This is a genomic window from Yersinia kristensenii (genome assembly GCF_900460525.1).
In the GTDB taxonomy this organism is placed as follows: domain Bacteria; phylum Pseudomonadota; class Gammaproteobacteria; order Enterobacterales; family Enterobacteriaceae; genus Yersinia; species Yersinia kristensenii.
The window spans coordinates 1217859-1232108 of the sequence record NZ_UHIY01000001.1 but is presented as its reverse complement, the minus strand read 5'-3'; the positions used below and the strand labels follow the sequence as shown (position 1 = coordinate 1232108).

The window sequence follows — 14250 nt, the reverse complement described above, 5'->3', positions numbered from 1 at the left end:
TGCTAGCAGCTGCCCCGAAGGGGTGAGTCCCAAGGATGGGACGAATTACCCGGCGAAAGGGGCTGTCAAGCTGGGAGCGAGTCAGCCCTGGTTCGATTAAGCCTGCAAGCTGCCGGAGGGGACTGCGAATAGCAGTAATATTTCGCGCAAGCCGCAGGTGCAGGGGGCCGGCTTGCCCTCCTGCTCGGTTGAGGTGGCAAAGCCAGCAATGAGAACAAATCGAATATCAACCGAAACTTGACTCGGTGCTTTAACAACCAAACTTGATCACTCATCCACCAAACCTGTTCTAATCCATTGTTGATGTGCGAAAAACAAAAAGGGACACAAATGTGCCCCTTTTGTCATCTTACAAAACCAAATCTAAATCAGATTTTTGGCCCTGCGCTGACTAGCGCTGCCCCGGCTGGAGTATCGGTATACTTATCGAAGTTGGTGGTAAAACGCTTCGCTAAGTCTTCTGCTTTCTCTTGCCACTGCGCGACATCCGCATAGGTGTCGCGTGGGTCGAGGATAGCAGGGTCGACGCCCGGTAATGCCATCGGTACCGCCAGATCAAAGATAGGTAAGGTAAAGGTTTCGGCCTTATCAATCTCACCATTCAGAATGGCGTCAATGATAGCGCGGGTATCTTTGATGGAAATACGTTTGCCCGTCCCATTCCAACCGGTGTTGACCAGATAGGCTTGTGCGCCCACTGCTTGCATCCGTTTCACCAGCACTTCTGCGTATTGTGTTGGATGCAGTGACAAGAATGCGGCACCAAAACACGCAGAGAAGGTCGGAGTCGGCTCGGTGACACCGCGCTCAGTACCCGCCAGTTTGGCCGTAAAGCCTGACAGGAAGTGATACTGAGTTTGATTTGCCGTCAGGCGCGATACCGGCGGTAATACGCCAAAAGCATCAGCCGTCAGGAAAATGACCTTGGTGGCATGGCCCGCTTTAGAGACGGGTTTGACGATATTTTCAATGTGGTAAATAGGGTAAGAAACACGGGTGTTTTCAGTTTTGGAACCGTCATTGAAATCAACAGTACCATCTGGCAGTACCACCACGTTTTCCAGCAAAGCATCGCGCTTAATTGCATGATAAATATCGGGTTCTGCTTCTTCGGATAATTTGATGGTTTTGGCGTAGCAGCCACCTTCAAAGTTAAATACGCCGTCATCATCCCAGCCATGTTCGTCATCGCCGATCAACTTGCGTTTCGGGTCAGTAGACAGGGTGGTTTTACCGGTACCGGATAAGCCGAAGAAGATAGCAACATCGCCTTTTTCGCCGACGTTAGCCGAGCAATGCATGGAAGCAATGCCTTTCAATGGCAGCAGGTAGTTCATCATTGAGAACATACCTTTCTTCATTTCGCCGCCATACCATGTGCCGCCAATTAGCTGCATACGTTCTGTCAGGTTAAAGGCAACAAAGTTCTCTGAATTCAGACCTTGCTCTTTCCAGTTCGGGTTAGTGCATTTAGCGCCATTCATGACGATAAAGTCAGGCTCGAAATGGGCCAGTTCTTCATCTGTTGGGCGGATAAACATGTTTTTGACGAAATGTGCTTGCCAGGCCACTTCAGTGACAAAACGAACTTGCAGACGGGTGTCAGCATTAGCTCCGCAGAATGTATCAACAACAAATAGGCGCTTGCCAGACAGCTGATTGGTTACCAACCCTTTCAGGTGGGCCCAGGTTTCTTGGCTCAGCGGTTTGTTATCATTCTTGCCTTTGCCCTGATCAGCCCACCACACGGTATCCTGCGTGATAGCATCTCGGACAATATATTTATCTTTGGGTGAACGGCCGGTAAAGATACCGGTGTCTACCGCAATCGCTCCTGTGGTGGTGAGGGTTCCGCGCTCGTATCCTTCGAGTGTGGGTTTAGTCTCTTCTTGGAACAGTAAATCATAGCTTGGGTTGTAAACAATCTCGCTGACGTTATGGATGCCATAGGCGGCGAGCTCCTGCGGGGTAATTCCTTTAACACTCATGTCATAACTCCTGGATCGTCAATTTTCTACCAGCGATTGTAATTACTCATCTCTGATTAACAGCGATAGCGTTCAAATATTTCAATATATGGCCTATTTTTCGCTAGGTTATGAGAGATAGGACACGGATTATCGCAAGTATGAAACAGCAGGAGAAATAGCTGGGCACGAGTCAGCACCCAACTATGTATTACAGGAATTAATGAATTTGTTCTGGTGATGGGCTATTGCCGCTTTTTAATGCCGCGATATCGACCGCGTCAAACAGGTAGTGAGTGCCGCAATACTCGCAATTCATATCAATATTGCCGTCCAGTTCGAGCATCTCTTTAACGTCATCTTCGGATAACGTCACTAATGCATCGGCACAACGTTCGCGGGAACAAGTACAGCGGAAACTGACATTTTGTGGTTCATAAAGCGTCACTTCTTCCTGATGATATAACCGATACAGCACCTCATTGGCCGGCAGGGTGAATAACTCCTCAGCTTTAATGGTGGTGGTCAGTTGTGCCAGATGATCAAACTCATCTTCATTGCGCTCTTGTGCTGGCAGAACTTGCAGCAACATACCGCCTGCGGCAGCTTTACCCTCCACACTACCCGTGCGGATAAACAGGCGGGTAGGAAGCTGTTCAGACTGCATAAAGTAATTTTCCAGACAGGCGGCGATGGTTTCACCCTCCAATGCCACGACGCCTTGATAGCGCTCCCCTTGCGCTGGCGTGATAGTTATCACCAGATAACCACTGTTGCCCATCATCTCTTTTAGGGTACTTTCATCACTTATCTCGCCTTTAAAGCGAGCGACACCGCGCATTTCTTGCTGGTTATTGCCGTTAATCACCGCCAGTGATAGCGGGCCCTCGCCGCCCTGCAATTGCACCGTGATATCACCGTCAAATTTGAGGGTAGCCGTCAGTAGACTGGTCGCGACCAACATTTCGCCCAACAGTTTTTGTACCGCGGGTGGATAATCATGATTGGCTAATACCTGCTGATAGGTTTCATTAACTGAAACCAGTTCACCGCGCACCGCATGGTTAGCGAACAGATAGCGGTGTAATTGGTCGTGATTAGACTGGTCGTGATTAGACATAGTTTTCTCTCTTTCTGGCTGCAAGCAGTTTACTCAGGCTCGCCTTGTTTAAATTTGATCAGGTTGCGACGCTCTTTTTTATCCGGACGTCGATCCGGATGTGGCATGGTCAGAGCATTGAGTTTGCGTGCCTGTGCCACTTTCTCGCGGTTAGCAATGCTAGCCTCTGTTTCTTCATATAATGCCTGAGCTTCACTTGCGCCCCGGCGCTGCTGGTGTAGCGCTAAGACCCGCACTGTGCGCTCATCGTTACCTTGGCGCAGACGGATTTCAGCATTGATCTCAACTAACTTACTCGGCTTGCCGCGCTGCCCGTTGTAATGGACTTTGCCGCCATCCACCATGTCCCGCGCGATGGCTCTGGTTTTGTAAAACCGGGCCGCCCAAAGCCATTTATCCAGCCGAACCGATTCATCCGAAGCTGTTTTATCCTTCATGAACACTCCTGTCGTTAAGCTGAATTTCCCCACTCACTTGCGTAACTGCAATGCGGGCAATAGCTTACGGTAATCATTGATTGCAGGATGGCGGTGAAATGCCTTATCAGCACAGCTGGAATCTGGGTTTTCTATCCCCAGACAATAGCGGATACCAAAGGTGTGCGCGGCATCCAAAATCTTTTCACTGTCATCGACAAATAAGGTTCTGGCAGGATTCAGCCCAGTATGCTGTGTGACAGCTTGCCACAGCCGTTGATCTTCCTTTGGATAACCAAATGTATGGGTGGAAAGTAATAAATCAAGGTGCTGGTCGAGAGCTGTATGCTCAATTTTTACCGCCAGGCTGTGTGGGTGGGCATTGGTGAGCAAAATAGTTTGCAAGCCGCGCTCACGCAAACTGGTCAGAAAGGGCTGGGTATCCTGGCGCAGGCGAACCCGGCTACCCGCTTGCGTGGTCATGGTGTAGATATCTAAATCCAGCCGTTCACTCCAATAATCGAAGCAATACCAATTTAACGTGTGCTGTACTGCCAGATATTCATCATGGATAATTTTATGCGCCTGTTCCAGCGAGATCCCGCGCTGTTGGCTGAGGGTTTCCGGTACCTGCTTTAGCCAAAAATGGCTGTCGAACTCTAAATCCAGCAAAGTGCCATCCATATCCAGCAGCACGGTATCAATTTCTTGCCAATTAAATTCAGGGGGCATAGCGGCTCCACAATCACAATAGTGGTGATAACCCGTCATACTTCAAGCTGCATGTGCGTTGGCCGCTCTCCTGCAACTCAAGTTATTTAAGGTATAAACAATAATTCATAATAAACGAAAAAGGGCTAACGCGGGAAAGGCGCTGGAGTGAGGGGTTGGTTGAAGCAATTATCATAATAGCGCTGAATATTATCCATACGACTACGGTTTTTCAGTATCCGCTGAATGAATAAGGTCGCATTCACTGCGAAACAAACTATCAGAGTCAGCAGTAGCAGGCTGGTACCCAAGTAACGGCCGAGTGTCACGATATCCGGTTCACTGTGTAACGCGATGTGACGGGTACCATTGGCGTCGGTGGTGATATTGGTAATGATACCTTCCGCCTTAAATGGGGTATTGAGTAGCAGCCCAGAGAGCCGCTGTAGTTCCCGCCACTGCTCAAGCGCACTGTAATCAAACAGTGGAACCGATGGAGCAGGGTGATTAACCAGTTGTTTACCTTCATCACTGGTAATCAGGAACCCACCCGGCGGTGGGCTGTTTAATGCTTCGGTCGCCAAATGTGTTTCGCGGTAAACAAATGACGATGTTGCGGTCTTAACCAGGTTTTCCAGAGTGTCAGCACTGACCGGGCGTAACAGCACATTCATGCCTTTTAAGGTGCCAGATTGTGCCCGTTTCACTAACCCTGGCCAATTTTTGGCATTACCTAAATTTACCAAGGCATTTTTTAGACGGATGCAATCGGCGTCTCCACCACATAATGCCTGTGTTTTTAGGACGATATCGGCAAAGTTATCCAGCAAAATCATGCCGGATTTCTCAATGGCTGTCGCCAACTGTGGGTTAACGTTGGTATCTGTGCCTTGTGGGTGCAGTTGTTGATTGACGGTCGCCACCAGTGCTGCCGCTTTTTCAATAGTTTCAGATTCAGGTTGCGGCAAGGGCGCGGCGTTATTCCAATAGATACCGGAACAATCAAAAGGCGTAAAAACAAAACTGTGTGGATTTTGGGTATTCGGTGGGACATAGCACATCCCCATTCCCTGCGCTTTCAGCATATCGCCAATATGGAGTGGCATTTTCTCTAGTGCTTCGACGCTGGTTACCTGCTGGCTTTGTGCGCCTTGTAACCAGGCGACACTTAATTTCAGTGGCAGACCCAATGGGATATAAATCAGCAATAACCCCATGACTAACAGTGAGCCAGCCATCAGCGTCAGGTTTTTCCCCCAGCGCTGTAGAGGAAAATGTTTCATTTCATCATGGAGGGATAAAAAAGGCCCCTGACGAACAACCTGACGATTGAGATAGATATCAATGTTGGTTTTCTTGCCCAGATCATGAGCAAAATAAGGCCCCCAATGGGCCGGATAAATCAGATCAACAATCCCGAGTGAGATATTGTTCATCTGCCCCTGATTTGACTCGCCAAACAGGCCCCAGCGCTTTGGCGTACCACTCAAGCAATGAACTTCCCGCAAATCTTTTTCAGATAATGGGCGGAACATATTCCAGCAAGCCCAACCGGTTAATAGGGTGGCCACAATAATCAGCCAAGGCAGAATTACCGTCGGGCCAGTCAGCGCAAAGAACAGCAATAGCAATGCTAAACAAATAGCACCGGCTTCTTTCAAGCCATTAGCACCATGCAGAGCATATTCTTCCGCTGTTTCCTTACGGATATTCAGGAGCTCAATATGCTCGCTATCCGCCTTGCGAATTGACGCATTTTGCGCCACCGAAGGTAAAATAGGTAGATAACTATTCTCAGACTGGTGATTTTTCAGCGTATGCCCGTTGAGGGAAATAATCAAAGGGATCGGCTGGGTTTGGATAAGTTCTACGTCATTATTCTGAGTAATATATTGTTCCCACGAAGCGGGTAAATGAACTTCAATAGAATCAAGATAATAACGCCAATTATTGGGTTCGTCTGTGGCCACGCCATAGCGGGTAATGGCGCGCGTAACCGAATAAACATTGTCGCTTTGAGGGGTTAGAATAAGCTTTGCTGGCGAAGGAGTACTGTTACTGAGGCTACGGGTATCAAAAGTCGATTGGGGTTTGAACCCTATGTTATCTTGTTGATTTAAGAGATAATTCTCAATATTTACTCGCTCTTCCGGCGTCAGTTTACGATGAGTCGGTTTCGCGAACGGCAGAGTTGCAGTTACGGGAGCAGGGCGGCGGAATCGGAACCACCACAACAAACCTACTGCGATCAGACTGGTCAACAGTAAGGCCAATATTATGACTATTGTGCTCATCCCATCCCCATCCGAGGGCCCCTGATTTACGTCAACTCTATGAAATAATGCATTATCCCCTTCATACTTCAAGCTGCATGTGCGTTGGCTGCTTTCATTCACCCCAGTCACTTACTTATGTAAGCTATTGGGGACTCACTCAATTGCCGCCTTCCTGCAACTCAAATTATTTTGGGCATATATTATGCATAAACACCTTACAGAGGCATATAACAGAGTTATTCATCAAATAACTTAATGCAAGTGCTCTTTCACTGCCCGTAGACTAATAAGGATAGCAAGGCTAAAACTTCGGTAATATCAGCATAATCCTATTTTCAAACACAATTTTTAACGAGTATTGCGCTGAAATAGATTAAAAATTAACCGGTTGAATCTTGACTAAACTCGCCGCCATGTTAAAAACAGGTAAATTATATCTAACTAGCGTTGCGATAAAGGTTCTCACTAACGCACAATGTGATCAAGTTCTAATAAATTCCAGTATAAAGAGTCGGGTTAATCCGCGAGGGTAAAAAGTCGCTTATGAAGTAACCTTATTATGAGCCTGACTACCCTGATACGTGCCCGACAGGCGGCGAGTTTTAATTTGGGGCCATTATGGAACACCTGCAAAAACCTAAAATACTTAAAATAGAAACAATTGCACGCTCGCGCTTATTCACCGTTGAAGCCGTCGATCTGGAGTTCAGCAATGGTGTACAACGTGTCTATGAGCGAATGCGGCCATCGAATCGCGAAGCTGTGATGATTGTGCCCATTATTGGTGATGATTTATTGCTGATCCGCGAGTATGCCGTGGGTATAGAAGAGTATGAGTTGGGCTTCCCCAAGGGGTTGATTGATCCCGGTGAGGGGGTCTTAGAGGCTGCAAATCGCGAATTGATGGAAGAGGTGGGATTTGGCGCTGAGCGTTTCGATTACCTCAGTAAGCTGACAATGGCACCGTCCTATTTCTCCAGTAAAATGAATATTGTGGTGGCGCAAAACCTTTATCCGCAAAGTCTGGAAGGCGATGAACCAGAACCGCTGCCCCAAGTGCGTTGGCCTATTGCGAATATGATGGCGCTGCTCGATGAACCAGGTTTTCGCGAAGCCCGCAATGTCAGTGCCCTGTTTTTGGCGCAAACTTTTCTGATGAAAGCGGGAATAGCTTAATATTGAGCGGTTCACCATAAAAAAGCCGGGACAATCTTGCGATTTCCCGGCTCTTATTTTTGGTGCTAACGCCGTTCGTTAGAACAACTCGTGAGTCTGACCATTATCCATCAGTGTCGTACCCGCTTCATGTACTGAATACTCGGTGGGCTGTGTCCCCTCGATAAAGTACTCTGAACGGCTACCGGGGCCACCTGGTGATAGCTTACCGGTTTGCTTATCAATCACGACACTGACGATACCTGGCGGTGGCGGCACTTGTTTTTCCGGCAGGCCTTCCAGGGCTGCTTTCATAAAGTCATCCCACGCCGGTTGAGCCGTTTTCGCTCCGCCTTCGGCCCCTGAAATCTGATCCGAAATAGCGCCAGATGCGGTGCTGCGGCCTAAGTCACGGCGATGATCGTCAAAACCAATCCAGACGGATGTCACGGTGTCCGGGCCATAGCCGGAGAACCAAGCATCTTTCGAGTTGTTGGTTGTACCGGTTTTACCGCCGATATCTTTGCGTTTTAAGTCGCGTCCAGCGCGCCAGCCAGTCCCCATCCAGCCCGGTTCCCCGAAGATGTTAGAGTTCAATGCATCGCGTATCAAGAACGCCAGCGGTGTACTGATCACATGTGGCGCATATTGCTCATCGCTATTGAGCTTGGCCTGTGCTGGGGTGACTTGTTCCAGTTCCGGCATGGGCACATTATTAGCATTATTGGTTTGTGAAGTTGCGACGTTTTCAGTGTTATCGTCGGACAGCACTACCGAGCGCTGAGTATCACCGTAAATCACCGGTAAGTTACACTCTTCACAGACAATCTTCGGTTTTGTTTCAAACAGCACGTTGCCCGTATCATCGGTGATTTTGGTAATGAAATACGGGTCGACCAAATAGCCGCCGTTTGCCAACACCGCATAGCCACGCACCAACTGTAATGGTGTAAATGATGCGGAACCCAGCGCCAATGATTCTGAGTGGACAATATTCTGTGCCGGGAAACCAAAACGTTCCAGATATTCAGCGGCATAATCCACACCCATGGCCCGCATTGCCCGCACCATCACCACGTTTTTCGACTGGCCTAAACCTTGGCGCAGACGAATCGGCCCATCATAAGTCGGTGGCGAGTTTTTTGGCCGCCAGTCGGTGCCAGCACCGGCATCCCAGCGGGTAATCGGCAAGTCGTTTAGGATGCTTGCCAGAGTCAGGCCTTTGTCCATCGCCGCGGTATACAGGAAAGGTTTGATATTCGATCCCACCTGACGCAACGCTTGTGTCACACGGTTAAATTTACTTTGGTTAAAGTCAAAACCGCCGACCAGCGCTTTGATTGCGCCATTGTTCGGGTCAATAGAAACCAGGGCGGAATTGACATCTGGCACTTGAGCCAACCACCAATTGTCACCCACTTTTCTGACCCAAATCTGTTGACCGGGCTGTACCACATCAGTGACTTTTTTAGGTGTCGGCCCCTGAGCATTGTCAGATTTATATGGGCGCGCCCAACGCATACCGGCCATCGGTAGCGCCACACTGTTGCCATCCGCCAATATTGCTGTCGCTTGGTCGGCATTCGCTTGCGTAACTACCGCGGGCAATAGCGGGCCATAAACCGGCAATGTTTTCAGCGAATCAATAATTTTCTCATTGCTCCATGCGCTTTCACCCACTTTCCACAACACATTGGATGGGCCGCGATAGCCATGGCGCATGTCATAAGCCAACACATTGGCACGTAAGGAATCCACTGCCGCCAATTGGAGTTTTTTGGTGATAGTGGTATAGACCTGATAACCGTCGGTATAGGCGTTTTCGCCATAGCGCTTAATCATTTCCTGCCGCACCATTTCAGACAAATAAGGTGCTGAGAAAGCAATTTGCGGCGCATGGTAGTTGGCGACAAGTTCTTCACTGCGAGCTTGCTCGTATTGCGCTTGGGTGATGTACTTTTCATCCAGCATGCGCGATAGCACAACATTACGGCGCGCCACTGCCCGGTCATGTGAATAGAGCGGGTTGAAAGTCGATGGTGCTTTCGGTAAACCGGCAATCATCGCCATTTGGCTGAGGGTCAACTCATTGACTTCTTTACCAAAATAAACTTGTGCTGCCGCCCCAACACCATAAGCGCGGTAACCCAGATAAATTTTGTTCAGATATAACTCAAGAATTTCATCTTTCGTCAGTAACTGTTCAATGCGAATGGCCAGGAAAGCTTCCTTGATTTTACGCATCAAGGTGCGTTCCGGACTTAAGAAAAAGTTTCGTGCCAATTGCTGGGTAATGGTGCTGGCACCCTGAGAGGCGCGGCCGGACACCAGTGCAATAGAGGCCGCACGTAAGATACCTACTGGGTCAACACCGTGATGCTCATAGAACCGGCTATCTTCCGTGGCAATAAACGCATGCACCATTTCTGGTGGAATTTGTTTTAGTGTCAATGGGATACGGCGCTTTTCACCGTATTGGGCGATCAATTCGCCTTCGGCGCTATACACCAACATAGGCGTTTGCAGCCGGACATCTTTCAGCGTGGCAACGTCGGGTAGCTGAGGCTCAATATATTTGTACAGGCCAAATATCGAGGCTGCTCCCAGTAAAATGCAACACACCGCAAGGATCAAAAAATACTTTACGAACTTCACCTGAGATTTCCCATTCAATGTCAATTGGGCAGTTTATAAACAACCGCGCCGTAGTATAAAGGCAAGCCCGTTACATGGATACGTTCTTTTATTCTCTCTCGACACGGAGGTCGACAAAGATGTACACACAATATTGGCAGGTTGGGCTAGATATTCAAATGGAGGCAATACGCGCCTTGGCCGTTGTCAGACGCCGTTATGGCTGGCAACTGCGGTATTGGTGGCATCAAACCTTACCTTCTGGGGCTTTGCGGGAGGGTATTTTACAACAGCCAGATGTGGTTAGCGACAAACTCAAATTATTACGCAAACAATTACCTCGACATATTTCATTACGCATTGCATTGCCCGCACAGCGTATCTTGCAGCAGACTATTCCTGTCCCAGACCTGCGGCTGCGTGAACCTGAACGCGCAGGGTTTATCAATGCGGTGGCAAGCAAGCTTTTCCCGGTAAATAGCCAGGAACTGGCTCTGGATTATCGGGTTGAAGCGGGCAATGAATTATTAATCACTGCCGCTCGCCAGTCAGAAATTCATCAATGGCAAGCCTGTTTACAGCAGGCTAACCTGCCATCTCCCGTGATTGATATCACCCCCTGCGCTCTGCGTTACATGGCCGCGGCCGCCGGGTTATCAGGGACTTATTGGTTAGTCCACCGGCTAACACATGAGTGGCTGTGGGTTTCCTCCAGTGAAATGCCGTTTATCTTCGGTGTGGTGCCCATTGAAACTGACGAGGCACAGGAATGCGACCACGCGATCGTACTCAATCCGTTAACTACGTTGCTGGCAGAGCTTCATACCCATTACCCCCAACCAAGTGATAAGCCGGTGAATGTGTATTACAGCAGTATGATGAATGAATCCCCACCAGAAAATACCACGCGCTGGTCACCTTTTTCTGCGTTCGCCCAATATCAGCCTCCTTTGCCCTCATCACCGGCGGCTTTCATGTTGGCTGGTGGGCTAGCATTACGCCCGGCAGATTACTGATGTATCAGGTTAATTTCTCGTCATGGCGCACGGAGCGCCAACTAGCGCGTTACCGATTTTGGCGCAACTTAGGGTTATGCCAAGCCCTGTTTTTTATCATCGTGCTGCTGGTTGTGCAGAGACAATCACACTTAGGACAAATCAGTCAGCAAAGCAGCCTTGCCGCGCTTTTGCACCAGCAGAAAGTATTAAATCAGCATCATCAACAGGTGCAACAACGGGTGACACAAAAACAGCACGCAGAGCAGCGAGTGAAAATGTATCGGCAAATGCACCAATCCGCCCATCGCTACGCAACATTATTGCAGCTATTAGCACAGGAAGTTCCTGATAACTGTTGGTTAATCAGCCTGATACCTAAAGATGAACATTTGATTTTTGAGGCGGTGAGCCAAGATTACGCCGCTATTCATGACTTTTTGGTGAAGTTAAGGCGACAATCGCTATTGGCAAATGTGCGCTTACAAAAAATTGCGCAGCAGGATGATGGCTATTTTCGGTTTACGGCGCAGGCCAACTGGCAGGAAGAGGACATTTATTATGATGAATAAACAGCTTCAACGCTGGATGGACAGGCCCGGCTGGCAGCTTTGTTTATATCAATGGGGAGTGCTTGGGCTGCTCGGTGTCAGTGTTTATGGCATGGTGCTGCGGCCTTTATGGCAACAACAACGGTTGGTCACTAAGGAAATTATTCAGCATCAACAACAGGTTGAGCACCAACAATCCGCACTGGCGCAGTTGCCATCGCTTGTTGCTCTTGATCAGCAAATTACAGTGTTGAGTGCGGCTGAAGCACCGTGGCGGCAACCAGATATCTCAATGGCACATTTGGTTGGTCAATGGATTATACCGTTTGGCGGGCAGGTGATGAGTTGGCAGCGGCAATCTGAACAGTCAGTGGCGGCCGGGAGAAACTCAGCCGAGCAACAATCTTTCACCAAATTACAACCGTTAACCGAGCAACAACTGTTAACTGAACAACAATTAGCCAATCACCAACAGTTAGCTAATCAACAACAGTGGCATGCAACCTTGCGAGTTAATTTTTATGGATTGCTCCATTTACTTCGCCAGTTAGCCGCAACCTCAGTACCAGTCCAAATTCAAATAATGGGCATTACGCGAGAAAAGCATGCGCTGACAGTGAAACTAAGCCTAAAAGAGTCCCTTACCGGAGGTGAAAGTGAATAATCACCGCAACAGACAGTGGACGATCGGGGGGCTGTTGATGGTGGCATTACCGGCTTTGGCGGTTGGCGCAGAACCTTTATTGGCTGAGGTTGGGCGCAACCCATTTGAACGAATATCAACAGGGTCTTGTGATGATGACCGCGAAAAACTCGCCGATTGGCAATTGCAGGGCATTGTCCGGGGTGCGGATTACCATACTGCTTGGGTACAGCGGGCGGCGGGCCAGTGGCAAAAACTGGCGATAGAAACGCACTTATTGCCCCATTGGCAAGTGACCCACATCAGTGGGCGGCAAGTCAGCCTCCAGCATGTTAACCCAGAAAAGACATGTTCAGGTTCATCAGGTTCTGTGGTGCTATCGATGCGCTAAGATATTTATCATCAGTATTAAAAGGAATGAATCTGATGGGTTTTTATAGATTTAAAATAAAAAATACATTTAAAATCAATAAATTAATTAAAGTAAAGGCGGGTTTTTGGACTGCCTATAGTATGGCGCGAGAGCCATTATTTATTTTTCTGCTGCTCAGTGCCTTACTCACCATTCCCTTTTCCATTAACGCAAAAGGTGGCGTGCCAATCTCATTGGAGTTTCAAGACGCTCCAGCCCCCATGGTGTTGCAAGCACTGGCGGATTATCAGCAATTGAATTTGATTATTGCGGCAGATATCGGCAGCAACCTTAGCCTTCGGTTGGTGGATGTTCCTTGGGAACAAGCTCTTGCTATCGTTTTGCGCATGAGCCGCTTGAAAGTCGAGCGTGAAGGGGCGGTAATGATGGTTTTCACCGAGCAAGATGTTGAAGACAGGCGGCTGCAAGCTGAACAAAAAATGGGGCCAGAATCACTCAGTAACTTGAGTCTGGCTTTGCAATATGCAGATGCTGAACAAGTCGCGGACAGCTTGAATCTGGCGGAGGGCGGGTTACTTTCTCCGCTGGGCAGTGTAGTGGTAGATAAACGTACAAATACATTATTAATTCGCGATACTCCCGCATCATTAGCATTATTGAAAAGTTGGTTGGCAGAGATGGATTTGCCTTTACAGCAAGTGCAGTTGGCCGCGCATATAGTGACCATCAGCCGTGAAAATTTGCAGGAGCTTGGTGTACGTTGGGGAATGGGTGAACCGCAACCTACATCCGCGCTAAGAATGAGTGATTTTAATGTCAATTTGCCGCTGCCTACCAGCGCAGTCAGTGCTGGATTTAATGTTGCCCGCATCGGGGGGCGGCTACTGGAGCTGGAGCTGAGCGCACTGGAGCAAGAGAATCAGGTCGACATTATTGCTAGTCCGCGCTTAGTCACTTCACATCAGCAAACCGCCAGCATCAAACAAGGTTCTGATATTCCTTATACTGTCTCGCGGGGGAAAAAAGGGACGACGACGATTGAGTTTAAAGAGGCGGTATTGGGAATGGAAGTCACACCAAAAATCCTGCGTAATGGCAAAATTACTTTAAACTTAAAAATCAGCCATAATATGCCGGGAATGGCGATGAAACGTGGCGATAGTGAAACTTTACTAATAGATAAACAGGAAATAAAAACCCAAATAACTGTCAATGACGGCGAAACTATTGTGTTAGGCGGGATTTTCCAGCAGAAAAACAGTCAGGGAGTTAATAAAGTGCCGATGTTGGCCGATATTCCTTGGTTGGGGGGGCTGTTTAAACAGGATGCCCAGCAACAAAGTCGTCGGGAGTTAGTCATTTTTATCACCCCAAGGTTGATAGGTACTTGAGTCCCAAAAGGTGCCGAT

The 14250-nt window shown here is 48.5% G+C and carries 12 protein-coding genes; 6 read left to right on the top strand and 6 right to left on the bottom strand.

Annotated features, from left to right (window positions below; all coding sequences use genetic code 11):
- Positions 1-368: 368 nt before the first annotated feature.
- The 5 genes from pckA to DX162_RS05810 form a co-directional block, all read right to left on the bottom strand.
- A complete protein-coding gene (gene pckA, locus DX162_RS05830; RefSeq protein ID WP_004393224.1) occupies positions 369-1988 on the bottom strand; it encodes a phosphoenolpyruvate carboxykinase (ATP) in 1620 nt (539 codons plus the stop codon).
- 199 nt (positions 1989-2187) lie between these two features.
- Positions 2188-3087 (bottom strand): Hsp33 family molecular chaperone HslO, encoded by a 900-nt coding sequence (gene hslO / locus DX162_RS05825; RefSeq protein ID WP_032821123.1) that lies wholly within the window; start codon positions 3085-3087, stop codon positions 2188-2190.
- Between the two features lie 29 nt (positions 3088-3116).
- Positions 3117-3524: a ribosome-associated heat shock protein Hsp15 gene (gene hslR, locus DX162_RS05820; RefSeq protein ID WP_004393228.1), complete on the bottom strand. Its 408-nt coding sequence runs from the start codon at positions 3522-3524 to the stop codon at positions 3117-3119.
- Between the two features lie 33 nt (positions 3525-3557).
- Positions 3558-4235, bottom strand: a complete 678-nt coding sequence (gene yrfG, locus DX162_RS05815) for a GMP/IMP nucleotidase (RefSeq protein WP_032821124.1) — start codon at positions 4233-4235, stop codon at positions 3558-3560.
- 125 nt (positions 4236-4360) lie between these two features.
- Entirely contained in the window at positions 4361-6508 is a 2148-nt protein-coding gene (locus DX162_RS05810; RefSeq protein WP_032821125.1) for an intracellular growth attenuator family protein, read from the bottom strand.
- A 600-nt stretch (positions 6509-7108) separates the two neighbouring features.
- Here DX162_RS05810 and nudE point away from each other — a divergent pair.
- Entirely contained in the window at positions 7109-7666 is a 558-nt protein-coding gene (gene nudE, locus DX162_RS05805; RefSeq protein ID WP_004391488.1) for an ADP compounds hydrolase NudE, read from the top strand.
- A 78-nt stretch (positions 7667-7744) separates the two neighbouring features.
- On the opposite strand, the gene mrcA is transcribed toward nudE, so the two are convergent.
- Positions 7745-10300 (bottom strand): peptidoglycan glycosyltransferase/peptidoglycan DD-transpeptidase MrcA, encoded by a 2556-nt coding sequence (gene mrcA, locus DX162_RS05800; protein ID WP_032820249.1) that lies wholly within the window; start codon positions 10298-10300, stop codon positions 7745-7747.
- 119 nt (positions 10301-10419) lie between these two features.
- Here mrcA and pilM point away from each other — a divergent pair, with 119 nt between their 5' ends.
- The 5 genes from pilM (at position 10420) to hofQ (ending at position 14232) form a co-directional block, all read left to right on the top strand.
- Positions 10420-11295: a type IV pilus biogenesis protein PilM gene (gene pilM / locus DX162_RS05795; RefSeq protein ID WP_004391486.1), complete on the top strand. Its 876-nt coding sequence runs from the start codon at positions 10420-10422 to the stop codon at positions 11293-11295.
- Positions 11295-11846 carry a PilN domain-containing protein gene (locus tag DX162_RS05790; RefSeq protein ID WP_032820247.1) on the top strand — a complete coding sequence of 184 codons (552 nt, stop codon included), beginning with the start codon at positions 11295-11297 and terminating at the stop codon, positions 11844-11846. Before pilM ends, DX162_RS05790 begins: the two co-directional genes overlap by 1 nt.
- Entirely contained in the window at positions 11839-12489 is a 651-nt protein-coding gene (locus tag DX162_RS05785) for a hypothetical protein (protein ID WP_032820262.1), read from the top strand. Before DX162_RS05790 ends, DX162_RS05785 begins: the two co-directional genes overlap by 8 nt.
- 37 nt (positions 12490-12526) lie before the next feature.
- Positions 12527-12859, top strand: coding sequence for a hypothetical protein (locus DX162_RS05780; RefSeq protein ID WP_004391484.1), 333 nt, complete (start codon positions 12527-12529; stop codon positions 12857-12859).
- Positions 12860-12981: 122 nt separating this feature from the next.
- Positions 12982-14232 (top strand): DNA uptake porin HofQ, encoded by a 1251-nt coding sequence (gene hofQ / locus DX162_RS05775; protein ID WP_218564991.1) that lies wholly within the window; start codon positions 12982-12984, stop codon positions 14230-14232.
- Positions 14233-14250: the final 18 nt, after the last annotated feature.

Bases quoted from the DNA above. Each gene is read 5' to 3' on its own strand.
- pckA (WP_004393224.1), bottom strand. From the start codon at position 1,988: ATGAGTGTTAAAGGAATTACCCCGCAGGAGCTCGCCGCCTATGGCATC.
- DX162_RS05785 (WP_032820262.1), top strand. From the start codon at position 11,839: ATGAATAAACAGCTTCAACGCTGGATGGACAGGCCCGGCTGGCAGCTT.
- nudE (WP_004391488.1), top strand. From the start codon at position 7,109: ATGGAACACCTGCAAAAACCTAAAATACTTAAAATAGAAACAATTGCA.
- DX162_RS05780 (WP_004391484.1), top strand. From the start codon at position 12,527: ATGGTGGCATTACCGGCTTTGGCGGTTGGCGCAGAACCTTTATTGGCT.
- DX162_RS05790 (WP_032820247.1), top strand. From the start codon at position 11,295: ATGTATCAGGTTAATTTCTCGTCATGGCGCACGGAGCGCCAACTAGCG.
- yrfG (WP_032821124.1), bottom strand. From the start codon at position 4,235: ATGCCCCCTGAATTTAATTGGCAAGAAATTGATACCGTGCTGCTGGAT.
- hslO (WP_032821123.1), bottom strand. From the start codon at position 3,087: ATGTCTAATCACGACCAGTCTAATCACGACCAATTACACCGCTATCTG.
- pilM (WP_004391486.1), top strand. From the start codon at position 10,420: ATGTACACACAATATTGGCAGGTTGGGCTAGATATTCAAATGGAGGCA.
- hofQ (WP_218564991.1), top strand. From the start codon at position 12,982: ATGGCGCGAGAGCCATTATTTATTTTTCTGCTGCTCAGTGCCTTACTC.
- hslR (WP_004393228.1), bottom strand. From the start codon at position 3,524: ATGAAGGATAAAACAGCTTCGGATGAATCGGTTCGGCTGGATAAATGG.
- DX162_RS05810 (WP_032821125.1), bottom strand. From the start codon at position 6,508: ATGAGCACAATAGTCATAATATTGGCCTTACTGTTGACCAGTCTGATC.